The sequence below is a fragment of the Actinobaculum suis genome, from assembly GCF_900618115.1.
In the GTDB taxonomy this organism is placed as follows: Bacteria; Actinomycetota; Actinomycetes; order Actinomycetales; family Actinomycetaceae; genus Actinobaculum; species Actinobaculum suis.
Genome location: NZ_UYIO01000001.1, coordinates 612,198 through 638,301, shown reverse-complemented (window position 1 = coordinate 638,301; position 26,104 = coordinate 612,198). Strand labels below are relative to the sequence as shown.

Below are 26,104 nucleotides of genomic sequence, written 5' to 3'. Positions count from 1 at the left end.
CCTTGGCAGTGCGCCTAGTCGTTGACCCCGGGTGCACTGCCGATGCTGGCGAGGAAGATGCTGTGGATAAAATCTGCCACCCATTCGATAAGAGCATCGCCTTCTAGAAGGTGGCTTTGCCCGAGCTTCTTTCCACCCGCATCCGGAATTGGCACTAAGAGGGTGCGAATTGCGGGTTTGAGCAGGGCCCGCGGATGGAGCCGGCGCAAACGCGCCTGCTTCGAATCCGGTAACTGCACGGGAGCGAACCGCAGGTTTCGCCCCGCTACCGTAATTTCGGTAAGCCCGGCCCGCCGTGCCAACTCGCGCAAACGTGCCAAGGTAAATAGTCTTTCGGCTGCTTCGGGTAGTTCCCCGTACCGGTCGATCATTTCTTCGCGAACTTCCGCCCGCTGAGCATCATCGCGAGCATTGGCAATCTTGCCGTAAATTTCCAAGCGCAAGCGTTCCGAAGGCACATAGTCTTCCGCCAGATAGGCTTCCACCGGGAGCTCGATGCGCACTTCGGCAGCGGCGTCGTCTTCCGGTGCGGCTTCCCCGCGAATACGTGCCACGGCTTCCGAAACCATGCGCACGTACAAATCAAAACCGACCCCTTCAATATGCCCCGACTGTTGCCCGCCGAGCATATTGCCAGCCCCGCGAATCTCCAGATCTTTCATCGCCACCTGCATCCCCGCACCCAAATCGGTGTTGGACGCAATGGTGCGCAAACGTTCCAAAGCGGTTTCGGTGAGCGTATGGTCCGGGTCGTACAAGAAATACGCATAGGCACGTTCCCGGCCGCGGCCCACCCGCCCGCGCAACTGATGCAACTGCGAAAGCCCCATTTTATCGGCGTTATCTACAATCAGGGTGTTCGCATTGGCAATATCCAGCCCGGTTTCCACAATCGTCGTACACAAAAGCACGTCGATTTCGTGTTCCCAGAACTGCTGGATTACTTCCTCAAGCTGGCGTTCACCCATTTGCCCGTGGGCGATCGCAATGCGTGCCTCGGGCACCAAATCGCGGATTTTCGCCGCCACCCGCGGCAAATCCTGCACCCGGTTATGCACAAAGAAAACCTGGCCATCGCGTAGCAACTCGCGGCGAATCGCGGCGCTCACCTGCTTGTTTTCAAAAACGCCCACGTACGTCAAAATCGGGTGGCGTTCTTCGGGCGGAGTAGCCAAAGTAGACATTTCCCGCACGCCTGTTACTGCCATTTCCAGCGTACGCGGAATTGGGGTGGCAGACATCGAAAGCACATCCACATTCGGATACATTTGTTTCAGGGTTTCCTTATGCTCCACCCCGAAACGTTGTTCTTCATCAATAACCACCAAACCCAAATCTTTGAAACGCACGTTCCCGGTAAGCAGGCGGTGGGTACCAATTACGACGTCGATCGTGCCGTCCCGCAACCCCGCAATTACCTGCGCGGATTCCTTCTCCGATTGGAAACGCGAAAGCGCGGCCACTTTCACCGGGAAACCCGAGTAGCGTTCTTCGAATGTTTCCCGATGCTGATCGACCAGCAAAGTGGTTGGCACCAAAACCGCGACCTGTTTATTATCCATAACGGCTTTGAAGGCCGCGCGCACCGCAATTTCGGTTTTTCCGTATCCCACATCCCCGGAAATTAGCCGGTCCATCGGCGCGGGCCGTTCCATATCCCGTTTCACTTCTTCGATGGTGTGCAACTGGTCGGGCGTTTCTACGTATTCGAATGCGTCTTCCAGTTCGCGTTGCCACGGTGTATCCGGCGAAAAAGCATGCCCGGGGGTGGCTAAACGTTGGGCGTACAAACGGGTAAGTTCCGAAGCAATCTGCCGGGTGGCGGCCCGCGCTTTTTGCTTGGTTTTTGCCCAGTCCGCACCTCCCATTTTGTTGAGTTTTGGCGATTCTCCGCCCGCGTAGCGGCTAATCTGGTCCAGCTGGTCGGTGGGTACCCACAGTTGGTCGCCGGGTTGGCCGCGTTTTGAAGGCGCGTATTCGAGTACTAAATATTCGCGTTGGTTGCCACGCCCGGCTCCGATAGCGCGTTTTTCCATGCGCACAAATTTGCCGACGCCGTGGCGTTCATGGACCACAAAATCGCCGGGCCGCAAGGAAAGCGGGTCCACGGTAGTTTTGCGGCGTTTGGGCAGCTTGCGCACGGCCCGCGTGGAAGAACCCCCGCGGGAAGTAATATCGGCGGCCGCCAAGAGCGCGAAATGCTGCTCGGTAAGTATGAAGCCTTCGCCAATGGGCGCCGTGGTCACATGCGTCACCCCGGTTTCCAGGCGCGCTGGCAAATCTTCGCTAAAGCTTGCCGGGGCGCCGGCCTCTCCGAGCTGTTCGGTGAGTCGCCGGCCCAGGCCCGCTCCTTGCGTCACCAGCACGGTACGCCACCCGGCTTTGCTCAGCCGGCGAATTTCGGCGATGGCCTCATCTACTTTGCCAAGGAATTTGCGTGGCTGGCGGGCCTGCACTCCCCCATTTTCGGGCGCCGTAAAACCAGCTATCGTCCACCAGGCCTGGCCGCGTTTTCGGGCTTGTGCTTCGGTTTCTTCCAGGGTTGCAAAATTAGCGGCTTGGGCGGCTACCGGTACCGGGCCGCCGGCCGCTGCGGCCGACCATGCCGCCTCCATAAATTCTTCGGTAGTTTGCAGTAGCGATTCGGCCCGTTGCGCCGCCGTTTCCGGTTCGGCCACGATTATGCGGGCATCGGGCGGCAAAGTTTCTACCACCGGCACCATTTTTTCTACCAGTGCCGGCGCCAAAGATTCCATACCTTCTACAGGGATACCCTCGCTAATCTTCTCGAGCATATCCACGGCTCCCGGTAGCTCCGCCTGGAGCTGCTTAGCGCGTTCGCGCACTGCATCCGTGAGCAAAATTTCCCGGCAGGGCGGGGCATACAGGCTCCCTTTTTCCGCGATGGATCGCTGATCGGCAACCGAAAAGCTGCGGATCTCTTCGACGTCGTCCCCAAAAAACTCCACCCGCAACGGGTGGGCTTCGGTAGGCGGGAAAACATCCAGGATGCCGCCCCGCACCGCGAACTCGCCGCGCCGCTCCACCATGTCCACCCGCGTGTAGGCCGCGGCAGCCAACCCGGCCTCAATGTCTTCCATGCGAGCCTGTTCGCCCAGGCGCACCCGCACGGGAGCAAGTTCACCCAATCCCGCCGTGAGCGGTTGCAACAGCGCCCGCACCGGCATAAGCAATACCCGCAAAGGTGCAAATTCTTCCGGGCGGGCGAGGCGGCGTTGCACGAGGATCCGGCGCGCTACCGTATCTGCGCGCGGAGAGAGCCGTTCATGCGGGAGGGTTTCCCAAGAAGGGAAAACTTCGACCGCATCTTCGGGCAAATAAGCCCGTAACGCGCCCGCCAATTCTTCCGCTCCCCGCCCGGTGGGCGTGACTACGACCTGTAGCTGCGAGTTTTCTGGCCCTTGCGCGCCGCCACCTTGAGTTCGCTCGGCGTGCTGGTTTTGCTCGTCGCGCCGTTTGCGCGCGCCCAGCTTTGTAGTATCTGGCGTTTCGGTAAGCAAAGCCACCAGCGGTGCAATCACCCCGCGGGGCATGGGCACATTTTTCTGTTTGGCGCGCGAGCTGATTGCCTCGCTGACCACCGGATCCTGTGCCAGGATCGCGAGCAGTGGGCGCAGATCCATTTTTCTCCTTCGCTGAGCAGGTGCTTGCTAAGTTTTTCTTGCTAGTGCTTACCGAGTTTCTTGAGCCGTGCCAGGTTCCTTAGGAATTACTAAGTTTCTTGAGCCGTGCCGGGTTCCTGGGGGCTTGCAGATTTTCTGAGGTTTACCAGGTTCCTCAGTGATTACTGAGTTTCTAAAGGCTTACCGGGTTTGCGAGTTCCGGGCACGATCGGCGTCTTACTAAAGCCGGCGCGTTAGCGGCGGGTTAGTGCTACCGGTGTTTAGTATGCAAGTGGAGTGTGGCCGTTTCCAGGCCGTTTCGCACCACTTCCTCCGCGGCATCCGCCGCTTCCTCAATAAGCGTGCCCAGGTCCTTTTTCTCCGCGCCCGAAAAGCGGCCAAGTACATAATCGGCAGGGTCTTGCCGGCCCGGCGGCCGGCCGATTCCGAACCGCAACCGAATATAGTTTTTGGTGCCCAGAGCTTGAGAAATCGACTTCAGACCGTTATGCCCGCCTTCGCCCCCGCCGCGCTTCAGTTTGAGGGTACCGTGCGGTAAATCAAGTTCATCGTGGATAACGATGAGGTTTTCCGGCGAGCAGTCATAGTAGCGCAAAAGCGCGGCCGTGGGCCCGCCCGAAGTATTCATATACGTGTCTAAAGTAGCGAGAATAACCCGCTGCGCTTCCGGCCCATACCCGGCACGTACGGAAAGTTGGTGGGTACGCGTCTGCCGGTGCGCGCTAAGCGTGCCGCTAGCGCGTTGCGCCAAGCATTCCACGACGTCGTGCCCAATATTGTGGCGGGTGCCTACGTACCGTGGCCCAGGGTTTCCGAGCCCAACGACGACGTACATACTGGCCTACCTTCCAGTGCGGGCAAGCCCGCAGAGCCCCAAGATCACGCGGATTCGGGAACTCTGCGGGCCTGCGAACAATAACCTTATGCCTGCCGAAGCAAAGCTTGGGCAGGTGGCGAAGTGTTTACTCGCCGTTCGTTGCTCCGTGTTCTTCAGATTCTTCACGAGCTTCTTCCGCCTGGGCTTCGGCCACGGCGGCGTCGGCTTCTTCAAGCGCCAGATCAACTTCCGGACGCATAACGGAAACCACAACTTCTTCCGGATCGAGCAGTACTTCGACGTCGTCTGCGTGCTGCAGGTCGGCAGCGGTGATCTGCGAGCCGTCTTCCATGCCTTCCACGTTGGCAATCACGGAATCCGGAATGTCGATAGCCGGAGCAGAAACCTGCACGTTGAGGAATTCGATGGTGTGGATCGTGCCCGGAGCCGATTCGCCCACAACTTCCACCGGAACTTCCACTTCCACCTTTTCGTCGCGCGTCACGCGCTGCAGGTCAACGTGAATAATGCGGCGGGTAACCGGGTTGCGCTGAATGTCCTTGACCAGTGCCAGGAGATTGCCGGATTCGGATCCTTCTACCGTTACGCTCAGCAGGGCGTTCGGGTTGTCCTTAACAATGAGGAAGAGATCGTGTGCATCAACGGTCAGGTGGGCCGGAGCGGCACCGTGTCCGTAAAGTACCGCGGGGGTTTGGCCATCGCGGCGCAACCGGCGGGAAGCGCCCTTACCAAATTCCTGGCGTTCTTGAGCCGTGAGGCTCTTCTGTTCCATTGCCATAAATATTCCTTCTTTCGGTTTCAGGCGCCCGGGCAAAAAGCTGCGATAAAGCGTTTGCCGCCCGCTGGCACCGAAATACTTTTACCGTGTTGACCTCGTTTTACATACGCAGGCCAGCCCGAAGGAATGTGCCTGCTACGTCGATAACGGAGTATCGGGATTTCCCGCTCCCTCGCCGAAGCAACCCCGCTATTATAGACGGCTTCGCCCTGCCACGCCAGGGCCGAAGCTCGCGGGAAACGCACCGCCAAAACCCATAACCAGAAAACGCATGGAATGCGGCACGGAATTTAGCGCAAAAGCGGCTTAGTACAAAGGTGGCTCAGCACAAAAGCGGCTCAGTGCAAGAACGGCTTAGCGCAAGAACGGCTTAGCGCAAGAACGGCTTAGCGTAAGAACGGCTTAGCGTAAGAGCGGCCTAGCGCAAAAGTAGCCAGAAGAAGAGGGCTAGGCCGAAAATGAGGATGAGGATATTGATCACGCGGTCGGAGAAGAACCGGCCGAGTTTCGGGCCTATCCATCCGCCCACGATACCGCCGGCCATCATGCTTAGGGCGGCCGGGTAGTCCACCGCACCCATCGCGGCGTAGTAGATCCCAGCAACCAGGTTGGCGCCGAGGGTAACGGGCGCTTTCATAACGAGGGCTTCCCGCGTGGTCATATTGGTAAGGAGCCGGGCCATCGCCATGTACAAGATGGCGGAGGCGGCGCCAAAATATCCCGAGTAGATACCAACAATAAAGACGAGCACCATAAAGGCGCCGGTGCCAATATTTACCCGGCGGCCGAGGCGGTGCAAGATCGGGGCGATGACAACTGACAGTACGGAGAAAAGGACGAGCCAAGGTACAACGGCTTCAAAAACGCCCGGGTCTGCTACCAGTAACAGGTAGCCTCCGAGCGCGCCTCCCGCTGCCCCAATCAGGTATTGGGGCCACCGCGGGTAGCTACGTACTTGCCGGATTTGCCGAAAAGCCGCAATTGTAGTTCCGGTACTGCCACCAATGTTTGAAATAACATTTGTAGTGTTAGCGATCACCGGCGGAAATCCGAGCATAAGCAAGGCCGGATAGGTAAATACCGAGGCTGCGCCCGAAAGATAACCAATGATTGCACCAATAAGTCCAATACCGAAAACGCTTACGAGTAGCACTGCCTCATCATATCGAAGAGCCTGCCGTGCCGCGCCTACCGCAAGTGTTACCTTGCCCCGCTCTGCCAGCAGGCACAGCCAGCGGGCACAGTTTAATAAGCGCCGCCTAATAGGCGCTGCTTAATAAGCGCCCTAATAAGCACCTATTAATAAGCACCTATTAATAAGCACCGTCGAATAGCGAGGTTACCGAACCATCCTCGAATACTTCGTCGATCGCCCGGGCTAGTACCGGTGCGATTGAAAGTACTGTCAAACCCTCGAAACGTTTTTCTTCCGGAACCGGGAGCGTGTTGGTAATGATGATTTCACGGCATCCGGCTGCTTGCAGCCTTTCCACTGCCGGGCCGGAAAGCAGACCGTGCGTAGCAGCCACAATAACTTCTTTTGCCCCGGCTTCTTTGACCACATTAATTGCGCCGACCAAGGTACCCGCGGTGTCGATCATATCGTCCACGATGATCGCCGTCTTCCCCGCAACATCACCAACCACGCGGTTAGCTACCGCCACATTAGCGCGGCTAATATCCCGGGTTTTGTGCACGAAGGCCAGCGGCACCCCACCCAGGCGGGCAGCCCACTGTTCTGCCACCTTGATGCGGCCCGCGTCCGGGGAAACCATAACCGAGTTTTCTGGATCAATCCGCGTGCGCACGTACTTTACCAAGGTCGGCATTGCCCACAGGTGGTCTACCGGACCATCAAAGAAGCCTTGCGACTGGGCGGCGTGCAGATCCACGCTCATAATCCGATCCGCACCGGCCGTCTTGAACATATCGGCCACGAGGCGCGCCGAAATCGGTTCGCGCCCCTTATGTTTCTTATCTTGCCGGGCATACGGATAGTAAGGCATGACCGCGGTAATACGTTTGGCCGAGGCGCGCTTCGCCGCGTCCACTAAAAGAAGAGCCTCCATCAACCACTTGTTAATCGGGTCGGTGAAGGACTGCAAAATAAATACATCAGAGCCGCGTAGCGATTCTTCATATCGCACGTAAATTTCCGAGTTCGCAAAATCGTACGCGATAGTGGGAAGGAGACTGATCCCTAAATCTTTAGCTACCTCCTCCGCTAGTTCCGGAAACGCTCTGCCCGAAACTAAAACGAGCCTTTTGTCGTTCGATATCCGTATCCCAGTGGCCATGAATCCGTTTACCTTTCCCCGCATACTTTTATGTCAGCTGCGTTAACCCCGGGCCTCACCAGCCGAAACGTAGGGTTAACTCTTCACGCGGCACGCGAAAACCAGCGCCCTCTAACGGTACCCGCTTTATGCATTTCAAGCTATGAAAATCTCAAGCTATGAGTTTTCAAGACTTTCACCCAGGCGGCGTCCACCTTGCCCTACAATAAGCAGTTTTGCCGCGAACCTATATGGGCGCCGCTAAAGCTTACCGGAGCGTACCTGGACTTACCCGAAACATAATACCTAGGCCCAGGCCCCGCGCATACCAGGCCAATCGGAGCGTGCCTACTGCTCATCCTGCTTATCCTGCTTATCCGCGTGCCATCGCCTACTACTCATCCGCGTGGCCCATCGCCACTATTCATCCGCCTGGCCGCCCCGCCACAATGCGCACCGCATCCGCAGTTAGCAGTTAGTTGGCGCGCGTCCCGTATTCGCCCGGCCCCACGCGTTGCCCCCGCTCGATATGTACGTTCCCGCGCAAAATCGTGAAGGGCTCCACCACCGCATCGGGTTCCAGCTCTGCTTGCACATCAATCCAGGTGGTTGCCGGGTCAATAATGCTCACCCCGGCCCGCATCCACTTCTCCAAGATACGCCGCCGCATATCTGCCCGCAGAGCCGCTAATTGCACCAGGTCATTCGCCCCTTCTACGGTGCGATAATCGGGCGCCATATACGAACCAATGCCCGCACCTTCCCGGTAAGCCTGCGCCACCACATCCGTGAGGTACATCTCCCCCTGGGCGTTGTCGGTGCCGAGGCGGGCGAGACTGCGGCGCAGGAAAGCGGCGTCGAAAACGTAAGTAGAGGTATTGATCTCGCGGATAGTGTGCTGCTGCGGCGTTGCATCTGCTTCTTCCACGATTCCGGATATTTTGCCCTGCGCATCCCGCACAATCCGCCCATATCCGGTAGCTTCCGGTACTTGCGCGGTGAGGACGGTAACCGCGTTTTCCCCGTGGCGCGCGAACAGCTCCGCCAAAATATCGGAAGTGAGTAACGGGGTATCTCCGGCCATTACGAGTACCGGCCCCGAAATGTTTTCCGACAACCCGGCTAAACCGCACCATACCGCGCGCCCGGTGCCTTTCACTTCGTCTTGGTCGGCAATAATGACCTCCGGGTCAACCGCGAGCGCATGGCTAGCTACCTGGGCACGTTCATGGCGTACCACTACCACCACGTTTTGCGGTTCCAGGCCGCGCGCCGCCACGATCGCGTGCCCGAGCAAGGTGCGCCCACACATTTCGTGGAGCACTTTCGGTAGCTCTGATTTCATGCGGGTGCCTTGGCCGGCGGCCAGGATAATAACTGCTGCGGGAGCTGCCATCGCTCATTTCCCTTTCGAGATCTACTAGTAGCATTCGCTTCTTCCGGCACCATGTTATCTGCCGCGGGCGCGGATGGCAGTGCAGATTTGATGGCAGGGTTGATGACAGGGTTGATTTTCCGCAAAACCCAAATTTTGTTCCGCCCCTAGGATTCGAACCTAGACATACGGTTCCAAAGACCGCTGTGCTGCCGTTACACCAGGGCGGATCGCTTCCGTTACGTTTCCGTTCCGAAGCGCACCGCCATAGTCTAGCGAATAATCCCCCGTTAGGCATAATAGAGCTATGTCACGAATTGAATCGACGTCGGATAATCAGGGCAAAAGTGCGCCGAACCGCCCCTATAAACGCGTCCGTATGACGCGCAACGAACGGCGCGTCCAACTGGCGCAAGTGGCGCGCGATCTATTTGCCCGCAAGGGGTACGACGCCGTTTCAATCGAAGAAATTGCGGCCCAGGCCGGAGTTTCCAAACCCGTCGTTTATGAACATTTTGGCGGGAAAGAGGGTATTTACAACGTGGTGGTAGATCGGGAACTTACCACTCTTTCGGAGCTCATTTTTTCGAAGATGTACAAGGACGCACGCGCGCGGGAAACCCTGGAGGCGATCGTCGTCGCTGTTTTCGAATACATCGAAACTAATGAGGCGGGCTTCCGGCTCCTCGTGCAACGCTCCCCTTCCACTTTGGAGGGAGATTCTTTCTCCACGGTGCTCGCCGACATTGCCGATATCGTGTCGGAACTCATTGCTCCCATGTTGGAAGCTTCCGGGATCGATCCGCGTACCGCGCCGATTTATGGGCAAATGCTCGCCGGCGGAATCGGCCAGGTAGGCCAGTGGTGGGTAGATGAGAAGGTGCCAGATAAGGAAAATCTGGCCGCCCATGTAGTCAATTTCGTGTGGGACGGATTGCGCGGCCTGGAAACCGAACCAAAACTGCGCGGCTCCACCCCCATACCCCATCACCCCGCACCGTGATAAGCAATCCCGGTTTCCGAAAACTCCAGAGAGCGGTGCGATCGAACCCCTACACGAATGAAAGATAGTGGCATGGCGCATTTATCTCAGTTATAATTAGCCGGTATCTATGAGGGCCTTACCGGGCGCCAGACAGCAAGGAGCAAGGGTGCTAAGTCTCCGCAAGATCAATAAAAGCTTCGGCTCACATCAGGTTCTCAACGGGCTGAGTTTTGACGTTCGGCCCGGCGAGATTTTTGGCTTTGTAGGAGCTAATGGCGCCGGCAAAACTACCGCCATGCGCATTATTTTAAACCTGCTATCGAAGGATAGCGGTGAAGTGCTCTGGGATGGGGAAGAAATTACTTTTACCCGCCGCCAAAAGATCGGCTACATGCCTGAAGAACGCGGTTTATATCCGAAAATGAAGGCTCGGGAACAGCTCATTTACTTTGCGCGTTTACACGGTTTTTCCACCACGCAGGCCGCTAAGAATGCCGAAAAATGGGCTCGCACTCTTGGTGTCTATGAACGGCTAGACGACCCGGTGCAAAAACTTTCTTTAGGGAACCAGCAGCGCGTGCAATTGGCGGCCGCCCTGGTGCATGAACCGAAACTTTTGATTTTGGATGAACCGTTTTCCGGGTTAGATCCCGTAGCCGTAACCGCAATGAGTGAAGTGTTGCGGCTCATGGCGGATGCTGGCGCACCGGTTATGTTTTCCTCTCACCAATTAGACCTGGTGGAAAGACTGTGCGATTCGGTCGGTATCATGGCCCAAGGGCGGTTGCTCGCACACGGCTCGATTAGCGAATTGCGTGGAAATGCGCCGGCGCCCCTCGCCGTCGCCGTCGCCGCCCCACCAGAAACGGTACAAAGCACCCTGGCTACCCTCGGAATTACCGCCCAACCTGACCCTTTGGAAGGCACCGGAGATGCACCTGCACGCCCGGGCCTCACGCGCGTTATTTTCAACCTCCCCGCCAATGTGAGTGACCAGGCGGTTTTGCGGGCACTTACCCAGATAGGAACCCTGCACGAGTTTGGGCCGCGCCGCCCCCACCTCACCGAACTTTTCAAAGACGCTATCGAACAGGAAACTCCCGCCCCGGAAAGTGAGGCCGCCTAATGCTCCGCGTTATTATCGATCGCGAATTTCGAACCCTCTTATTTTCGCGGGCGAACATAATTAGCATCGCTGTAGCGGTGGCGATTTTCCTCGGCGCAGGGGTGGTAGGGCGCTTCCTCCTCAACGACGCCGATACACCGGAAGTCACGAAATTCGCCGTAACCACGCAAACCGCGCCGCTAGAACCTCTCCTGCGCGAACAAGGCGTGGAAGTGGAAAACGTGGGAGAGACCACCCCGGAAGAAGTGTTCGCGCGGGAGGACGCTCCCGATGCGGTGATCGGCGGCACTGCGGAAGTGCCTCATGTGTATACCAACAGCCGCGGTGCGCCGAGCAGTCAGTATGTTGAAATAACGAAAGCGGCAACCGTGGGCAGCTTGCTCCGGCAAAGCAATATTTCTCCGGACATACAAAGCAAACTGCTCGCCGCGGAAAGCCTGAGCAGTACCGATTTGACCGAAAAAGCCGCTTTTGCGGACACAAACTTTTTCGGCGTGGCGGCAGGAGTTATAGGCGCATCAATTATTCTCTTCGTAACCATGAGCGGAGTGAATGGCATTCCGGTACGTGTGGTAGAAGAAAAATCGAGCCGCGTGGTGGAAATTATTTTAACTACCGTCAAACCCTCTACCTTGTTGCTAGGAAAAGTCCTCGGCGTGGGCGGAGCCGTTTTGGTGACTAACCTGACCTATATTGTGGGCGCGCTGGCCGCGGTTTATATTTCCGGAATTATGCCAAGTTTAGGCCTAATCACTGAAGTTGGGATCTGGCCGATTCTGCTCAATATTCTCATTTGGGTAGTTTTCGGATACTTCATCATGGCGGCATTTGCCGGCGGGATTGCGTCCATGGTTTCACGGCAAGAAGACCTTTCCGGCCCGCTTTCCGCCCTGATTTTCGCCGCTTTAATTCCCTTCTACGCGGCTGTTTTCGGCCTGCAATCATCCATTGATGCCACCTGGTATAAAGTGCTTTCCTTCGTGCCCGGCTTTTCGCAGTACTTCATGCCAATCCGGTTCGGTGCTAATCAATCCGGCTGGTCGGAACAGCTTATTGCCTATGCGCTGGCGGGGCTGGCCGTGATTCTGCTCAGCCGCTTGGGCGCCGTTATCTACGAACGCTCTATCTTGCGCATCGGAGAACGCGTGAAGCTCTCCCAGATCTTCCGCAAGGCGGCGTAAGCCGGAGGGAAACCAGCGGCGTAAGCCGGAGGGAAACCAGGCGGCGTAAGCCGGACGGAAGCGGCGTAGCCGAAAGTAAACGCGGCGTAGCCGAAACGAAAACGCGGCGTAGCCGCAGCGTTCCGGGGAGGGGAGCTCGGAAGAAAGCTCCTAAGGGAGGCGTTTCTAGGGCGTTCGCATGATTCGTGCCGGGTCGCGGTTTACGGCCCATGCAATTGGTGCGATCGCGGCCAGCACCGAGATAATCACCAAGATGAGCGCGCTCGCCACGGTGTAATCGAGCGGAATCGTGGCCAATCGGGTAGCCGCGTAGGTGTATGCCACCAGCGCGCCTATCGCGGCCCCGATACTGATTGGGATCGCAATTCGTAGCAGGGTGAGTAAAGCGAGTTCAAAACGAGTAATTCCGAGGGCGCGGCGCCGGCCCAAAATCCGCCGATACAGTAATACGTAGGTGAGAGTAACGACGGCGGTGAGGAATCCGCCCGCCACCAGAACCGTCAATAGAATCGACTGCCCGTACCGGGCATATTCCCCACCGGTCAACTCACTTACTATTTGCATGCCCGCATTCTCCACCGAAATTTCGGCTCCGCCCTGCGCCGAAATATAGGAAAGCAAGGCTGTCTGCACATCTGGCAGCACCTCCAAAGAACTCGCGAGCACATGCAAGCTTTGATACGCCGCCGGGTGCGGATCTGCCTGAATAAGCACCCCGTTCGCGAAGGAAGCAAATCCCGGGCGAGGAGCACCCTCACCTACCACGGGAAATTCTTGGCCGTCGCGATCGGTAAAGACGCCGGCGGGAACCTCCCAACCGTATTCTGCAGCTTCCCCGGTTTGGATTAAGGCCTCCCCTGTTTCCGGGGCGCGGCCGAGACTTGACGCATAGATTGCTTCCACATTTGAGACCGTCCAAGCAGGAACTCGCAGACCGGGAACCGTTGGCTCAACATCGTCTACTTTTACTACCCCGACGGCTATTTCTACGCCGCGCGTTGCTTGGGCTAATGCTAAAACCTCCGGCGTGATCAGGCCTTTCTTTTCGCGGATTACCAGCATCCGTGAGGCGGGATCCTGCAATTTTTGCGCCAGTACGGCTTTTTGTGCTTCCTGTTGCCCGGCCGTCAACAATGCTGCCAGGCAAGCACCGAGGGTAACCAATAAAAGCAAGAGGGAGGGGATTTTTTGGGTTTGCGCGTCTTTCCACGCTTCCCGGATTAGTTCACGCCACCGCATTTTCCACCGCCTCCGTAATATTGAGAACCGCTGAGCAATTTGCCATTACAAACGGATCGTGGGTAGCAATAATAACTATCCGTCCCTCTTCGCTGGCCGCCCGCAAAAGGTCGAGCACGGTACTGGAATTATCCCGATCAAGATTCCCGGTGGGTTCATCTGCCAAAATAATCTCCGGATTGTTCACCAAGGCCCGGCATACCGCAACTCTTTGCCCTTGGCCTCCAGAAATCTGGGTGGGCCGCTGGCTTGCGATCTGCGCCAAACCGACTTTTTCGAGCAGCTCGAGCGCTTTTCCTTCTAAGTTTTTACGGGTTTGGCCCGCATAAAGGCCAGGTTCGAGCACTGAATCGAGGATGGTGCGAAAGGCGTCTAGCTCCGAATCTTGAAAAACGAAACCGATATGTTTCGCCCGAAATTCTGAACGGCTTGAATCCGGTAACGAACTAAGCTCCCGGCCGCGATATGTAATAGCACCGGCTATCGGTGTAAGCATAAGACCTAGCAAATACAGCAAGGTAGATTTACCAGCCCCGGAAGCACCGGTTAGCGCCGTCATCGTACCGGCCGCAAAACGATGGTTGAGTCCACCAAATAATTCCGGAGAGTGTTTTTCGTAGCGAAATCTTAAGCCTTGGCAGGCCATGCTCAGGGGCTCACTCATGCGCCAGCCTCCCCGAACACGCGGATAGTGGTACCCGGTTCCACCCCTTCTACGACGGCGATGCCTTCCGCCGCCCCTTTCATCGTGATCGCTATGTGATTTCCAGCTTCATCCACCACATAAGATTCACCTTTAGCGTTGGTCATAATTGCGGCGCGCGGCACGGCGGGGCCGGTTACGGCCGGGATTACTTCTACCGCAGCTGGCAAAGATACTCCTTCACCACCGCCAAGGCCTTCGCATTCGGCTCCGCAAGCAGGCCCGCCGTCTTCGCCTTTTAGGGAGATTTTATAGAAGCCATCCTCCGTCCGCTGGTTCATATCTGATATTGCTACACGCCACTTTTGCTCTCCATTTTGCAAAGTAACAGCAGCTCCGGCGGGGATTAGATTTCTTTGCTGTTCGCTGACCATGAGATATACATTCGGATCACCGGTAGTAGCGGAGATAATATTCTCTCCACCCTGGAGATCTAGGCCGGGTTTAGCGATCTTGCGATCAAGAACCAGGGTGGTAGGAATACTTGGAATGGCTACGAGTTCACCCAGTTGTATCGTGCCAGTTTCTTCTCTCCCCTGTGATTTTTGCCAGGCCTTCACTGCTTTTTCGGTGACGGGACCAAATTCGCTATCAGCCCGGCGCAGATATCCCAGATCGGTCAGCAACTGGGTGAGCTGATGAACGTCAGAGCCGCGGGTTCCGGGAGCTAGCTCGCGGTAAAAAGGAGTATCTCCGCTGACTACCCGGACGGGCACCCCGGCTACCGCGTACACCGGATCGCCTTGCCCAAATTCTCGGGCATCTGAGACCCAAGTAATTACTCCCGCCAGTTGGTTTGCGGCCACCGGCGCCAGCTGGCTTTCTATACTCGCAGCCAAATCTAGCGTCCGCCCCACGGTTTGTTCGGAAACCTTTACCAAAGCGGGAGTAGGAAATGGTTCTGGTGTGAACGTTTTGCGACTCAGAGTAGCTCCGGCCCAGTAAGCTCCGCCCGCAACGAGCACCAGGATAATAAGAATCCCAGCGATTTTTCGCTTCATATCCGACCTCCACTCTGAGCGTCATCATTAATGCGTTGCGAAGCCAATACTTAGTCAAAAGAAGACCTTGACGAACGCACACCATCAGGTTACATTAATCTCACTATTTCGATCAACGCGGTTCGAAAGAGGGTTCCATCGCCTTATACGGAGGTCAAGATGACGCAGCAACGGGTACTTCGCGCCGCAATACTCGCTATGGTGGGGTGCACCTTGGCGCTCTCCGCTTGCGATACTCAAAGCTCTCCACCGGATTCGAGCCCCAGCACCACATCGAGTTTTTCACCGCGTGATATCAACACCTGGAAACCGAGCTTCACTCCCGCACCGCGCCCGGTAAGCGCAGAATTCGCCAAACAATCACGCCTCGACCAAGTCAATCAGGCGCTATCCACAGCAAACCCACCGCTACCGGCAATGACTGAAACCGAACTCCCACCAGTCATCCGAGAAATCAGCACAGACGAATGGCCAGACATTATGACCCAGTGCCTCACCGATGCGGGCTTCCCTTCCATGGCTGTGGGCGGATCTATCACCAATGAGATACCCGATGATCAGCTAGCCGCTGCAACCAAAGCTGAAGCTAAGTGCATTGCGCAATACCCAATTGCAGCGAAATACCGGCAGAAATGGGGTGAAGAGCAGTGGCGCATCCAGTACGAATACCTCACCGGTTTCTACATCCCCTGCGCGGAATCCTTCGGCGTAGTAGTAGATCACAGCGTCATTCCCAGCGAAAAAAGCTATGTGGAAAGCGCTCTCAGTGATGGAGAGCTTTGGCATCCGATTTTCGAATGGACGGAAAACCAGAAGAACCAAAATTTGGTAAGCACCGAAACAGAAGAAGGAGAATCCTTATCCCGCACGTGTAGGCAATTCGCGCCAGATAGATACCTCTTCAATTAACTTCCTCGCGCCTGGGGTATCCGGGTTCCTCGCCGCCGGGTTCATCGCCGCCGGGTTCCTCGCCGCCGGGTTCTCCGCCTGCGGGTTCTCCGCGCCGGAAATATGTCCCCGTGCTTCTAGAACTGCCGAAGTTCGGGGCTGCAGACTCCTGTTGCTACTCCAGTTTTCCGGCAGCCTCCAACCACTGTTCTTCCAATTGTGTGGCTTCGGCTTCGAGTTCCTTCATGTTCTGGGTGAGTTCGGCTAGGCCTTGGTAGTCGCTTTGGTCATGGGCGAGCATCTTTTCTTCGATGCGGCCAATCTGCTGGTTGGTTTTATTTAGCTTACGTTCAATCGCTGCTACTTCTTTTGCCAGGGCGTGCCTTTGTGCCCCGGTTAGTTGCGGTTCGGTAGCAGGCCCGGTTTCCGAGCCGGGCACGCTCGGGGCAGTACCGTCCGGCGTCGTTCCGGTTTTCGCGGCGAAAACCGCCGGCAAACGTTTCTCGCTTTGCGCCTGCAAACGCACGTACTCTTCCACCCCGCCGGGTAGGTGCCGCAACGTGCCCGCGAGTATCGCATATTGCTGGTCGGTAACGCGTTCTAGCAGGTAGCGATCGTGGGAGACGACGATAAGGGTGCCCGGCCAGGAATCGAGCATCTCCTCCAAAGCGGCCAACGTATCGGAATCTACGTCATTGGTGGGCTCGTCGAGCGCGATCACGTTGGGCTCCGCCAGCAGTAGCATAAGAATCTGCAACCGCCGTTTTTGCCCGCCGGAAAGCTCAGCTACCCGCTGGGAAAGCGCTTCGCGCCGAAAACCGAGCCGCTCCAAAAGCTGGGCAGGCGAATACTCTTTCCCATCAATTTGGAAACTCGTTTTATGGCGGGCAAGTACCTCCCGCACGCGGTACCCACCAATTTCTTGCAGCTGCGAAAAGCGCTGGTCAAGCACACCCAGTTTCACCGTTTTTCCGCGTTTTACCTGCCCACTGGTAGGTTCCAGCTCCCCGGCAATAAGCGCTAAGAGGGTGGACTTGCCGGCCCCGTTAGCACCGAGAATACCCAGGCGATCACCCGGCCCGATTTTCCAGGTAATATCGCGAAGCACTTCCTGGGCCCCAAAACTCACGGACACATTTTCCAGATCCACTACTTGTTTTCCCAAGCGGGCCATGGCCACATGCTGCAACTGCACCGAATCGCGTAGCGGCGGCACGTCCGCAATCAGCTCATTGGCAGCTTCGATCCGGAACTTTGGTTTCGAGGTGCGTGCCGGAGCACCGCGCCGCAACCAGGCAAGTTCTTTCCGCATGAGGTTTTGCCGTTTTTGTTCTGCCACTGCACGCATGCGGTCCCGTTCCACCCTTTGTAATACGTAGGCGGCATACCCGCCTTCGAAGGGTTCAACGATAGAATCGTGGACCTCCCAGGTTTGGGTACATACTTCGTCCAGGAACCAACGGTCGTGCGTGACCACGAGTAAAGCGCCTTGGTTTTGCGGCCAGCGGCGGCGCAAATGCCCGGCCAACCAGGTGATACCTTCCAAATCCAAATGGTTCGTAGGTTCGTCTAGGGCGATAACATCCCAATCTCCGATAAGCACGGCGGCTAAAGCTACCCGGCGGCGTTGCCCACCGGAAAGCTCACCGACTTTCACTTCCCACGGAATATCAGCCATGAGCCCGGTTATAATATCGCGAATTTTCGGGTTGCCGGCCCACTCGTGTTCCGCACGGCTTCCTACCACCGCCTGCCCGGCACTGTTCTCTGGGTCTAGGTTATCGCCTTGTGCGAGCAGGCCAATTTTTAGGCCGGTGCGCCGGGTAACCCGGCCCGCCTGATATTTCACGGTGCCGGCGAGCATTCCCAATAAACTGGATTTGCCGTCCCCATTACGGCCCACAATTCCGATGTGGTCCCCCTCGGCCACGCCGATCGTCAAAGAATCAAAGACAGTTTTCGTAGCGTATTCAAGGCGTAGTTCATGCGCGGTAATCAGTGGCGTTGCCATCTATAAAACTCCTTTATTTGCCGGCGGTACGGGCGATGCGCAAGAAATCGGTGATGCTAAGAGTTTCGCCCCGCGCGCCCGGATCAATACCGGCCGCCACTAAAATTTCTTCTGCCTTTTCGCGGCTACCCGCCCAGGTTGCGAGTGCCGCGCGCAAGGTTTTCCGCCGCTGTGCGAAAGCCGCATCGATTACCGCAAAAGTTGCTTCCCGCAGTTTTGCGTTCTCCAGGTTTTCCTCCCCAGTCAAAGTTTCTCCAAGCTGGCGCTCCGCCGCACCGGGTTGCTCCGCCGCACCGGGTTGCTCCGCCGCACCGGGTTGCTCCGCCGTACCGGGTTGCTCCGCCGTACCGAGCTGGTGCTGCAGTTCTCCGGGCTGGCGCCGCTCGGCGATTACGAGGGCGGAATCTACGCGCGGTACCGGCCAAAACACGCTCCGCGAAATTTTCGACCCGCGCCGCACCCGCGCATACCAAGCCGCTTTCGCCGAAGGAGCACCATAAACTTTCGAACCGGGCGTAGCTGCCAACCGTTCTGCCACTTCTAATTGCACCATCACCACGGCGGTGTGAATCGTGGGGAACCGTTCCAAAATCTGCAATAGTACTGGCACTGCCACGTTATAGGGCAGATTTGCCACGAGCTTTTCCGGTTCGTGCCGCCCGTCCCGCGCGCAGGCCGCGGGAAGCGTGAGAGACTGCGGGCCGGCCAAATGTAGTGCATCGCCTTTGGTGACCGCGAAATTATCGGGAGCGGCCCCGTGTACCGTGAGGGTTTGCGGCAGTGCGCCGGCCAGTTTTTCGTCAATTTCGACGGCGGCTACCTGGGCGCCGCGTTCCAGTAACGCCAAGGTAAGGGAGCCGAGGCCCGGGCCTACTTCAAGAATAAACTCGCCCGCTTGCACTTCGGCTTCCCGCGCGATTTTCCGGACGGTTCCCGGATCGATCACAAAGTTTTGGCCGCGGCTTTTCGTGGGCCGCAAGCCGAGCACTTGTGCCAGGCCGCGCACGTCCCGTGCCGTTAACAGATCGAGTTCGGGCAACTGCCCGTTCTTAGCTTGGATATCAGTCATCGCCCTCGAGTCTAGAACACTCACTGGCCTGCCACTGCAATCCAGCACTAAGTTTTCCGCGTCGAGTTTTCAGAGCGAGTTTTATAACCGGTTTTGAACGGCTAGTTTCTAGTACCAACCCACGGAATTGGAGTGCGCTAGGGCGCCGCACGGGGTGCCGTAACGGCCCTGAATATAGCCCAGGCCCCACTTGATTTGCGTGGCCGGGTTGGTACGCCAATCAGCTCCCGCAGAAGCCATCTTCGATCCTGGCAGTGCTTGCGGAATCCCATACGCGCTCGAAGAAGGATTTTGCGCCAGGTGGTTCCACCCAGATTCCCGGTTCCACAAAGTAACGAGGCAGGAGAACTGGTCTCCACCCCAGCCGTAGGAAGAAAGCATGCCGGCAGCAATTTCTTGGGCCGAACCGGCCGGTACGGCTACTGCCCCGCTCGGTGCACCCCCACCGTTGCCACCCGTATTCTCGCGGGCACTCGGCGCGGCCGTGCCTACCTTCACCACTTCGTCCACGCGCTGTTGCTTTTGCGCGGTGAAATGCAAGGTACGGGAAACTTCCTTCCCGTTTTCCACCCGAATTTGGTAGGTGTTAGCAGAAACGCCATCCTGCCCGGCGGTTTCCACATCCCGTTCGCCTTGCGGCAAGGCTGCGTCTTCTACCTCATTGGTTTCGTGGGCGTCCACTACTTCTTCCGTCACCATCTTGTATTCCACGCGGGTGATATTCACGGTGGAACCATCGGTAACGGGCGCCGCCAGTTCCTGCGAGACGACGTCGTCCCCATCTACCTGGATACCCGCTTCCTGCAACGCATCATGCAAAGTAGGGGCCGTAGTGGTGATGGTCTTAGAGGTGCCATCAAACACGAAAGTAACAGTTTTGGCAGCGTTATTTGCGGCCAAAAGATGGGCTTTTTGGGCCGGATCAGGGTGATTATCGGTAGCCGCCTGCGCGGTATTACCCATGGTACCGGCGGCGAAAGCCACGGTAGGGGCCGCAATCAAGACGGAAGCCAATGCTGCGGTAGAGCGCGCCAGGAGCGAGCTGGGAACATTGGTAGCCGTGGTTCCTACCCGCGCGAAAGTGGAGGTGTTTTTCGCAATCTGCGTAGCCGCGATAGCTGCCGCTTCCTGCGCTTCCCGTTCGGCCAGAATCAGCGCACGCCGTGTGCCAGGCTTCGGAGCATCGGCCATCGACCGAGCCACCCGTTCGGAAATACTGGAGTTTTCCCCGCCGTGACGTCCCAAAGCTTTCCCCTTCTCGAACCTTCTACAAATCCGTTCATTCTGGGCTATCTAACTGCGTAGATGCTAGATATTAGGGCTCTGCGAGCTATGAATCGCCGTTTCTAGGAGCGGTTTTTGCCACTAGGTCCCGGCCGGATCCACCCGAAATATCTCGGATTTATAACGAATCGAGATCGATTGTAATCAAATCGTGACCTTCTGGCTACTGCCCGTGGTGAGTCCAACAAGCGAGCTGATCAACAAGCGAACTTCCGGCATTTTGGAAGCGGAGTGTTCTAGATTTATTCCTATGAGCAATTCGGAGTCCCAGCCGCACGAATCCGGGCAAAGTGCCACGCCAACCAGCCCGACCTCAGCCCCTCAGGCTCAGGCTTACGCTAACCCGGCGCATCCGCGCCAGACCACCTATCCAGGCCCACAGTCCTATCAAGGTCCACAGTCTTACCCGGGCACACAGGCCTACCCGGGCCCGCAGGCCTACCCGGGCCCGGCCTATCCCGGTACAAACCAAGCTTTCCCCGCGCAAGGCTATCCAGCCTACCCACCTTACGGTTCCATGCCCACCCCACCGGTGCAAAACAAAACCGCGCGCGTGGCCCGCGGTATCGGCGTCTTCAACCTGTGCTTAGGCGTGCTGTTAGCGATAGGGCTGTTTACCTTCCCGGTACTCACCGGGCAAGTAGACGCGGGCAGCACCGCGGAAGAAACCCTTCTCTCCACCCTTATATATACGGACGCCGATCTCCCCTTCCTCCTCGCGCTCGCCGGCATAGTGGCGGCCATAATCGGTGCCGTTTTCGCTTTCTATCGCGGCAAGCTCAGCACGCTTGCGGCGGTACTGATACCGCTGGGTGGCGCGGTGCTGGCAGGGGCGCTCCTTGCTTTCTGCCGAGCCGACGCCGTACGCCTCACCATTGATTTCGGTGCGGCTTACGGGTGGGGCTTTTGGGTCTACGTGGTAGGTGCCGGCGTACTCATAGTTACCGGGTTCGCGCAAATCGTGGCCCTGGCCCGCGCCGCAAAGCTGCAATCCGCGGCGCGTTAGTACCGCGCGATTAGTACCGCACGAGCTTTAGATGCCGTATACCTCGCGGGTATTAGCATCGAGCTGGCGGCACCACGCATCTAGTGCCAAGCCGCGATATTCTGCGGTGGCACGCACCGTGTAGACCACCGCGTAGGGGGCGTTCGGGTGCCCGCGCCAAGGAAGCGGCGTCAGATATGGGGCGTCGGTTTCTACAAGCACGAGGTGAGCAGGTAGTTCCTGCAAAGCCGCCCGAAAATCCGTGTTTGCCGGGTAGGTAACATTGCCGGCAAAACTCGCATACCAGCCTTGTTCGGCCAGGATGCGAGCCATTTCCACATCTCCCGAATAGCAGTGGAAAACCGTGCGAGCAGGAGCACCATCCCGGCGCAGAATATCGATCACATCCGCGTGGGCTTCCCGGTCATGGATCTGCATCGGCAAATCCAGTTCCTTTGCCAAGGCAATATGCATGCGGAAGGATTCCTGCTGGGCGGCCTTCCCGGCCTCCGCGGTACGGTAATAGTCCAACCCGGTTTCGCCAATGCTCACCACGCATTCTTCCGTGCGGGCAAGTTCGGCAACCGCGGCCACAGCTTCTTCCAAACTGTAGGCTAAGTGATCCGCATTCTGGCCGTGGACGATTCCATCCGGGCCCGGTTCGGTTACTCCCGCATGCAAGGCCGCATCATTCGGATGGATTGCCAGCGCGGCGCTAATGTACTGCGGGAAAGCACGGGCCAATTCCACGGTGCCGCGAAGCGTGCCGATCTCGCATCCGGAACTAATCGCGTGCCGCACCCCGGCAGCTTCCATGCGCCGCACTTGTTCTGCCCCGCTTAGGGGCCGGCCGTCTTCCCCGGTGCCGTCTTCCCGGTTGGGATCACCGGTAACCGTAATATGCGTGTGGTTATCGACCACCGGGTATGGAAGTGGTTCCGGAATACCCGGAAAAATGTGCCGCTTGGATTTCTTTTTACTCATCCTCTTCGCCCAGGCCCAGCCTTTCCAGTTCTTCTTCTACCACGGCCGGATCCAGCTTTTGGAACACCGGTTTCGGTTTGGAAATTGGGGTGCCTACCTGTACCGGTTGCCGTTTCCACGGCCGCGGATTGGTGTAATCGCCAGTAATGATCGGATATGCCTTACCCGAATCCAGATCCGTGGTTTCTACCAGTTGCGGCATGGGCGCGATATCGCCTGTCCCGCCCATTACCGCGTCAATCGTATTCGAAGAATGCGGTAGGAATACGCTCATCATGGTGTTCAGATCCGAAACCGCTTGGGCAAGAGTATGCAGTACCGTGGCCAGGCGCGGACGCTGCGCCGGATCTTTCATCTTGAACGGCTCCGTAGCGGAAACATACGCATTAGCTTCTCCCACCAGCCGCATAATCTGCGTGAGGGCGGCACGCTGGTGGTGTGCCGCAATATTTTGCCCCACGGTTTCAAAACCGGCTTCGATCTTATCGAGCAGTTCCCGATCAATATCGGCAAGTTCGCTCGGTTCCGGGATTTCCCCGAAATTCTTCGCGATCATCGCCGCCGTCCGATTGACGAGGTTTCCCCAACCGGCCACCAGTTCCGAATTATTGCGCCGCACAAATTCGGCCCACGTAAAATCAGCATCCGAAGTTTCCGGGCCGGCAATCGAAATAAAGTAGCGCAAGGCGTCCGGCTGGTAGCGTTCCAGCACGTCACGCACATAAATCACCACATTTTTCGACGACGAAAACTTCTTCCCTTCCATCGTCAAGAACTCGGATGCCACCACCTGGGTGGGCAGGTTCAAACGGCCCAGTTCGCCCGGTTCGCCGCCGCGTTTCCCTTCCCCGTTATAGGCCAGAATTTCCGCCGGCCAAATCTGGGAATGGAACACAATATTATCCTTACCCATAAAGTAATAAGAGCGGGCCTGCGGATCATTCCACCACTGGCGCCAATCCGCAGCGCTCCCCTGGCCGGCCTTTTCCCGCCGCCGCGCCCATTCGATCGAGGCGGAAAGGTATCCGATAACGGCGTCGAACCATACATATAGCCGCTTATTGGGCTGATCTTCCCACCCGGGTACCGGAATCCCCCAGGTAATATCGCGAGTCATTGCGCGCGGGCGAACGTCTTCCAGTAAATGCTGGGAGAAGGAAATAACGTTAGGCCGCCATTCTCCAGTTTTTTCGACGCCGTCTAACCATGTACTCAGGCTCTCTGCCAGTGCGGGAAGATCCAGGAAGTAGTGGTCAGTTTCTTGGAAAAGTGGGGTTTTCCCGGAAATCTTCGATACCGGATCGATGAGATCTTGCGGGTCAAGCTGGTTGCCACAGTTATCGCATTGATCCCCGCGGGCTCCCGCGTTGCCGCACAGCGGGCAGGTGCCTTCAATATAGCGATCGGGCAGGGTGTTGCCGGTATCCGGGTCGATTGCCACCGGCGTTTTTTGGATCACCATGTAGCCGTTGTCCCGGCAAGTTTCGAACATTTGCTGCACCACACGCTCGTGATTGACGGTGGTGGTACGTGTAAACAGATCGTAGGAAAGGCCGAGGGCTACGAGGTCTTCCACAATGATGCGGTTATTGCGGTCCGCAATTTCTTCCGCGGTTACGCCTTCTTTATCCGCCGCCACCATGATGGGCGTGCCGTGTTCATCGGTACCGGAAACCATGAGCACGTTTTCCCCTCGCATTCGCATATAGCGGGAGAAAACATCGGAGGGAACACCGAAACCTGCTACGTGGCCGATATGGCGGGGGCCGTTCGCGTACGGCCATGCAACCGCGGAAAGAATATGCGTCATACCCCTAAGCCTACTCGGCTCGGGGCGCCAGTATTCCCAGCAGAGTAAAGCTCCACCAAACGCGCAAGCGAAATCACATTCGGAGTTTGGGCGTCCCAGGGTCTTTTGATGGCGGTTCTTTAGAATGAGGCCATGCCTGCTAATTCCTCTTTACATTTGCCGCGCCGCGCGCGGCCGCATTGGGTTTCCCCGGGGCCTGATCCGGCCCAATTGGCGGCCGCAGAACGCGCGGCGGAAGCGGCAGCGCAACAACGCCGGCTCCGCCACGTGCAGGCAGGAGGGCAGGCGTATCCGCGGGACGTCGTCGTGGTACATGGCGACCCGGAAGAAACTTCCGCGCAACTCAAAGCCGCCGGAGAAGGCCTCCTTGGTTTGCGCCCCTCCGACGAACGGCGCCCACCTTTCCCGCGGCGCCCCCGCCGCATCTAGCGGCTACCGCTTAGCAGCCGCCCCGCAGCTAGCGGCACCGCTAAGCAGCTGCCCGCGCAACTAGGGGCTACCGCTAACAACTAACGGCTACCGCTACGAACTTGCCTCGGCGCGTGCATGCTGGCATGGTTTTGCGTATGTTTGGCTTTATCGCCCCTTGGCCCCGGGCGGAGCTTCACGATAGAATCACGGCGCCGGCCCTGATTCGTATTAGGTAAGTTATTGGTGAGAGGGCCGCACCCCGCTATTCAGGGAGAGAGAATAATGATTGAGGATTCTCGAGTACTCGTCATCGTGGACGTGCAGAAAACCTTTTGCGAAGGCGGCGCCCTCGGCGTCGAAGGTGGAAACGCGGTAGCGGAAAGAATTGCTGACTTCGTAACTAACAATGCCTATAAATATGATCTCATCCTCACCACGCAGGATTGGCATATTAACCCCGGAAAACATTTTTCCGATAATCCGGACTATGTAGATTCCTGGCCGCCGCATGGCGTGGCCGGCACGGAAGAGGCGGAGTTGCATGATGCCATTGCTTCTTTGCCCATCGACGTGTACGTGAAGAAAGGCCAGTATTCGGCCGGATATTCCGGTTTCGATGGGAAAGATTCCGTGGGTGATTCCCTGGAAGAAATCCTGCGCGATCTGGATACCAAGTATGTAGACATTGTGGGCATTGCGGAATCTCATTGCGTGAAGGCCACGGCTTTGGATGCGCGGCGGCGCGGCTTTGAAACTCGGGTCTTTTCCGACCTGACGGTTCCTACCTCCGAAGAGCTCGGCGTGCTGGCCCGCTTCGAAATGGATGAAGGAGGGGTGGAACAAATTGATTCTTCCCACGCCTTTGATTTCTATGTAGAACCGGAAGATCGCCTTCTTCCCGAGGATGAGGATGAAGACTTCGAGTTTTCCTCGCGTTTCCCAATTCGTTCCAGCGCTGGCGGGCTGCGGATGCCGATTCACGCCGGTGATGAATACGAAGTGTACGACGACGATGATTTCGACGATTTCAACGAGGACTTCCAGCTGGACTACCAGAAAACGGAGCGGAATAAGGATGACGAAATCCTTGCCGAACTTGAAAAATCCGCCCGCAATCTGCCCAGCATTGATGACCCGGTAGAAACCGCCCACCCGGCGGGAAATTCCCGGGCTAAGAGCGCGGCAGCTACGGATACTGCGACTAGGGACACTGCAGCTACGGATACTGCGGATAGGGCTAAGCCGGCTGCAGATTCTGTGGCCGCCGGCGCGGCCGCAACCGCCGCGGAAACTGGTGACGATGCCGAGGCCCCTATCTCTATTAATAGCGGCGCGGTAGAGGAATTTGATGATGAACTCGAAGCCCTCTTGGGCGATGAGTTCGACGAAGCCTTAGCAGGCATCGACCTCGATGCCGACTTTTCCGCCGAGGCCTCCGAAGCCGATTTCGACTTCTCCGATATTGAGGTAGATCCGCTCAACCCGGATGGCGACGGCAAGAAATAGCATGGCCTAG

General features: G+C 57.4%; 21 protein-coding genes and 1 tRNA gene. 7 read left to right on the top strand and 15 right to left on the bottom strand.

The window, feature by feature from the left end; genetic code table 11:
• Nucleotides 1-14: 14 nt before the first annotated feature.
• From mfd to H8274_RS02530, 7 genes are all read right to left on the bottom strand, one after another.
• Nucleotides 15-3,644, bottom strand: a complete 3,630-nt coding sequence (gene mfd / locus H8274_RS02560; protein ID WP_185933757.1) for a transcription-repair coupling factor — start codon at nt 3,642-3,644, stop codon at nt 15-17.
• 250 nt (nt 3,645-3,894) lie between these two features.
• A complete protein-coding gene (gene pth / locus H8274_RS02555) occupies nt 3,895-4,479 on the bottom strand; it encodes an aminoacyl-tRNA hydrolase (RefSeq protein WP_074661640.1) in 585 nt (194 codons plus the stop codon).
• A 127-nt stretch (nt 4,480-4,606) separates the two neighbouring features.
• A complete protein-coding gene (locus H8274_RS02550; RefSeq protein WP_049618987.1) occupies nt 4,607-5,260 on the bottom strand; it encodes a 50S ribosomal protein L25/general stress protein Ctc in 654 nt (217 codons plus the stop codon).
• A 418-nt stretch (nt 5,261-5,678) separates the two neighbouring features.
• Complete coding sequence (locus tag H8274_RS02545) at nt 5,679-6,413, bottom strand: sulfite exporter TauE/SafE family protein (protein ID WP_049618988.1); 735 nt, start codon at nt 6,411-6,413, stop codon at nt 5,679-5,681.
• Between the two features lie 160 nt (nt 6,414-6,573).
• Nucleotides 6,574-7,557 (bottom strand): ribose-phosphate diphosphokinase, encoded by a 984-nt coding sequence (locus tag H8274_RS02540; RefSeq protein ID WP_065415560.1) that lies wholly within the window; start codon nt 7,555-7,557, stop codon nt 6,574-6,576.
• A 454-nt stretch (nt 7,558-8,011) separates the two neighbouring features.
• Complete coding sequence (locus H8274_RS02535; protein WP_185933756.1) at nt 8,012-8,932, bottom strand: bifunctional UDP-N-acetylglucosamine diphosphorylase/glucosamine-1-phosphate N-acetyltransferase GlmU; 921 nt, start codon at nt 8,930-8,932, stop codon at nt 8,012-8,014.
• A gap of 138 nt (nt 8,933-9,070) precedes the next feature.
• Nucleotides 9,071-9,141 (bottom strand) — tRNA-Gln (locus H8274_RS02530).
• A 77-nt stretch (nt 9,142-9,218) separates the two neighbouring features.
• On the opposite strand from H8274_RS02530, the gene H8274_RS02525 reads away from it, so the two are divergent.
• The 3 genes from H8274_RS02525 to H8274_RS02515 all read left to right on the top strand — a co-directional run bounded on the left by H8274_RS02525 (nt 9,219) and on the right by H8274_RS02515 (nt 12,203).
• Nucleotides 9,219-9,914 carry a TetR/AcrR family transcriptional regulator gene (locus tag H8274_RS02525; RefSeq protein ID WP_244924504.1) on the top strand — a complete coding sequence of 232 codons (696 nt, stop codon included), beginning with the start codon at nt 9,219-9,221 and terminating at the stop codon, nt 9,912-9,914.
• A 109-nt stretch (nt 9,915-10,023) separates the two neighbouring features.
• Nucleotides 10,024-11,022: an ATP-binding cassette domain-containing protein gene (locus H8274_RS02520; RefSeq protein WP_185933755.1), complete on the top strand. Its 999-nt coding sequence runs from the start codon at nt 10,024-10,026 to the stop codon at nt 11,020-11,022.
• Nucleotides 11,022-12,203 (top strand): ABC transporter permease, encoded by a 1,182-nt coding sequence (locus H8274_RS02515; RefSeq protein ID WP_185933754.1) that lies wholly within the window; start codon nt 11,022-11,024, stop codon nt 12,201-12,203. The genes H8274_RS02520 and H8274_RS02515 overlap by 1 nt, the downstream gene beginning before the upstream one ends.
• A 165-nt stretch (nt 12,204-12,368) precedes the next feature.
• Here the strand turns inward: H8274_RS02515 and H8274_RS02510 are convergent, their stop codons facing one another.
• From H8274_RS02510 to H8274_RS02500, 3 genes are read right to left on the bottom strand one after another with little or no spacing between them, the layout of a single operon-like run.
• Entirely contained in the window at nt 12,369-13,442 is a 1,074-nt protein-coding gene (locus H8274_RS02510; RefSeq protein ID WP_185933753.1) for an ABC transporter permease, read from the bottom strand.
• The gene (locus H8274_RS02505) at nt 13,429-14,106 is read right to left on the bottom strand and encodes an ABC transporter ATP-binding protein (protein ID WP_049620209.1); all 678 of its coding nucleotides are present in this window, start codon (nt 14,104-14,106) and stop codon (nt 13,429-13,431) included. Before H8274_RS02505 ends, H8274_RS02510 begins: the two co-directional genes overlap by 14 nt.
• A complete protein-coding gene (locus H8274_RS02500) occupies nt 14,103-15,146 on the bottom strand; it encodes a peptidoglycan-binding domain-containing protein (protein WP_185933752.1) in 1,044 nt (347 codons plus the stop codon). The genes H8274_RS02505 and H8274_RS02500 overlap by 4 nt, the downstream gene beginning before the upstream one ends.
• 417 nt (nt 15,147-15,563) lie before the next feature.
• Here H8274_RS02500 and H8274_RS02495 point away from each other — a divergent pair, with 417 nt between their 5' ends.
• Entirely contained in the window at nt 15,564-16,055 is a 492-nt protein-coding gene (locus H8274_RS02495; RefSeq protein ID WP_185933751.1) for a hypothetical protein, read from the top strand.
• 154 nt (nt 16,056-16,209) lie between these two features.
• On the opposite strand, the gene H8274_RS02490 is transcribed toward H8274_RS02495, so the two are convergent.
• From H8274_RS02490 to H8274_RS02480, 3 genes are all read right to left on the bottom strand, one after another.
• A complete protein-coding gene (locus H8274_RS02490; protein ID WP_185933750.1) occupies nt 16,210-18,045 on the bottom strand; it encodes an ABC-F family ATP-binding cassette domain-containing protein in 1,836 nt (611 codons plus the stop codon).
• 13 nt (nt 18,046-18,058) lie between these two features.
• Entirely contained in the window at nt 18,059-19,114 is a 1,056-nt protein-coding gene (gene rsmA, locus H8274_RS02485; RefSeq protein ID WP_185933749.1) for a 16S rRNA (adenine(1518)-N(6)/adenine(1519)-N(6))-dimethyltransferase RsmA, read from the bottom strand.
• Nucleotides 19,115-19,222: 108 nt separating this feature from the next.
• Entirely contained in the window at nt 19,223-20,359 is a 1,137-nt protein-coding gene (locus H8274_RS02480) for an aggregation-promoting factor C-terminal-like domain-containing protein (RefSeq protein ID WP_244924503.1), read from the bottom strand.
• A 289-nt stretch (nt 20,360-20,648) separates the two neighbouring features.
• On the opposite strand from H8274_RS02480, the gene H8274_RS02475 reads away from it, so the two are divergent.
• On the top strand, nt 20,649-21,404 hold the full coding sequence (locus tag H8274_RS02475; RefSeq protein ID WP_185933748.1) for a hypothetical protein: 756 nt from the start codon (nt 20,649-20,651) through the stop codon (nt 21,402-21,404).
• A 27-nt stretch (nt 21,405-21,431) separates the two neighbouring features.
• On the opposite strand, the gene H8274_RS02470 is transcribed toward H8274_RS02475, so the two are convergent.
• Nucleotides 21,432-22,367 (bottom strand): TatD family hydrolase, encoded by a 936-nt coding sequence (locus tag H8274_RS02470; RefSeq protein ID WP_185933747.1) that lies wholly within the window; start codon nt 22,365-22,367, stop codon nt 21,432-21,434.
• Nucleotides 22,360-24,177 (bottom strand): methionine--tRNA ligase, encoded by a 1,818-nt coding sequence (metG, locus tag H8274_RS02465; protein ID WP_185933746.1) that lies wholly within the window; start codon nt 24,175-24,177, stop codon nt 22,360-22,362. Before metG ends, H8274_RS02470 begins: the two co-directional genes overlap by 8 nt.
• 132 nt (nt 24,178-24,309) lie before the next feature.
• On the opposite strand from metG, the gene H8274_RS02460 reads away from it, so the two are divergent.
• Both H8274_RS02460 and H8274_RS09695 read left to right on the top strand, forming a co-directional pair.
• Complete coding sequence (locus H8274_RS02460) at nt 24,310-24,606, top strand: hypothetical protein (RefSeq protein ID WP_049620198.1); 297 nt, start codon at nt 24,310-24,312, stop codon at nt 24,604-24,606.
• 264 nt (nt 24,607-24,870) lie between these two features.
• Complete coding sequence (locus H8274_RS09695; protein ID WP_244924502.1) at nt 24,871-26,094, top strand: isochorismatase family protein; 1,224 nt, start codon at nt 24,871-24,873, stop codon at nt 26,092-26,094.
• Nucleotides 26,095-26,104 lie beyond the last annotated feature (10 nt).

What these genes read in the sequence shown, in the direction of transcription:
- mfd (WP_185933757.1), bottom strand. Translation starts at nt 3,644, where the DNA reads ATGGATCTGCGCCCACTGCTCGCGATCCTGGCACAGGATCCGGTGGTC.
- pth (WP_074661640.1), bottom strand. Translation starts at nt 4,479, where the DNA reads ATGTACGTCGTCGTTGGGCTCGGAAACCCTGGGCCACGGTACGTAGGC.
- H8274_RS02550 (WP_049618987.1), bottom strand. Translation starts at nt 5,260, where the DNA reads ATGGCAATGGAACAGAAGAGCCTCACGGCTCAAGAACGCCAGGAATTT.
- H8274_RS02540 (WP_065415560.1), bottom strand. Translation starts at nt 7,557, where the DNA reads ATGGCCACTGGGATACGGATATCGAACGACAAAAGGCTCGTTTTAGTT.
- H8274_RS02535 (WP_185933756.1), bottom strand. Translation starts at nt 8,932, where the DNA reads ATGGCAGCTCCCGCAGCAGTTATTATCCTGGCCGCCGGCCAAGGCACC.
- H8274_RS02525 (WP_244924504.1), top strand. Translation starts at nt 9,219, where the DNA reads ATGTCACGAATTGAATCGACGTCGGATAATCAGGGCAAAAGTGCGCCG.
- H8274_RS02520 (WP_185933755.1), top strand. Translation starts at nt 10,024, where the DNA reads ATGAGGGCCTTACCGGGCGCCAGACAGCAAGGAGCAAGGGTGCTAAGT.
- H8274_RS02515 (WP_185933754.1), top strand. Translation starts at nt 11,022, where the DNA reads ATGCTCCGCGTTATTATCGATCGCGAATTTCGAACCCTCTTATTTTCG.
- H8274_RS02510 (WP_185933753.1), bottom strand. Translation starts at nt 13,442, where the DNA reads ATGCGGTGGCGTGAACTAATCCGGGAAGCGTGGAAAGACGCGCAAACC.
- H8274_RS02505 (WP_049620209.1), bottom strand. Translation starts at nt 14,106, where the DNA reads ATGAGTGAGCCCCTGAGCATGGCCTGCCAAGGCTTAAGATTTCGCTAC.
- H8274_RS02500 (WP_185933752.1), bottom strand. Translation starts at nt 15,146, where the DNA reads ATGAAGCGAAAAATCGCTGGGATTCTTATTATCCTGGTGCTCGTTGCG.
- H8274_RS02495 (WP_185933751.1), top strand. Translation starts at nt 15,564, where the DNA reads ATGACTGAAACCGAACTCCCACCAGTCATCCGAGAAATCAGCACAGAC.
- H8274_RS02490 (WP_185933750.1), bottom strand. Translation starts at nt 18,045, where the DNA reads ATGGCAACGCCACTGATTACCGCGCATGAACTACGCCTTGAATACGCT.
- rsmA (WP_185933749.1), bottom strand. Translation starts at nt 19,114, where the DNA reads ATGACTGATATCCAAGCTAAGAACGGGCAGTTGCCCGAACTCGATCTG.
- H8274_RS02475 (WP_185933748.1), top strand. Translation starts at nt 20,649, where the DNA reads ATGAGCAATTCGGAGTCCCAGCCGCACGAATCCGGGCAAAGTGCCACG.
- H8274_RS02470 (WP_185933747.1), bottom strand. Translation starts at nt 22,367, where the DNA reads ATGAGTAAAAAGAAATCCAAGCGGCACATTTTTCCGGGTATTCCGGAA.
- metG (WP_185933746.1), bottom strand. Translation starts at nt 24,177, where the DNA reads ATGACGCATATTCTTTCCGCGGTTGCATGGCCGTACGCGAACGGCCCC.
- H8274_RS02460 (WP_049620198.1), top strand. Translation starts at nt 24,310, where the DNA reads ATGCCTGCTAATTCCTCTTTACATTTGCCGCGCCGCGCGCGGCCGCAT.
- H8274_RS09695 (WP_244924502.1), top strand. Translation starts at nt 24,871, where the DNA reads ATGATTGAGGATTCTCGAGTACTCGTCATCGTGGACGTGCAGAAAACC.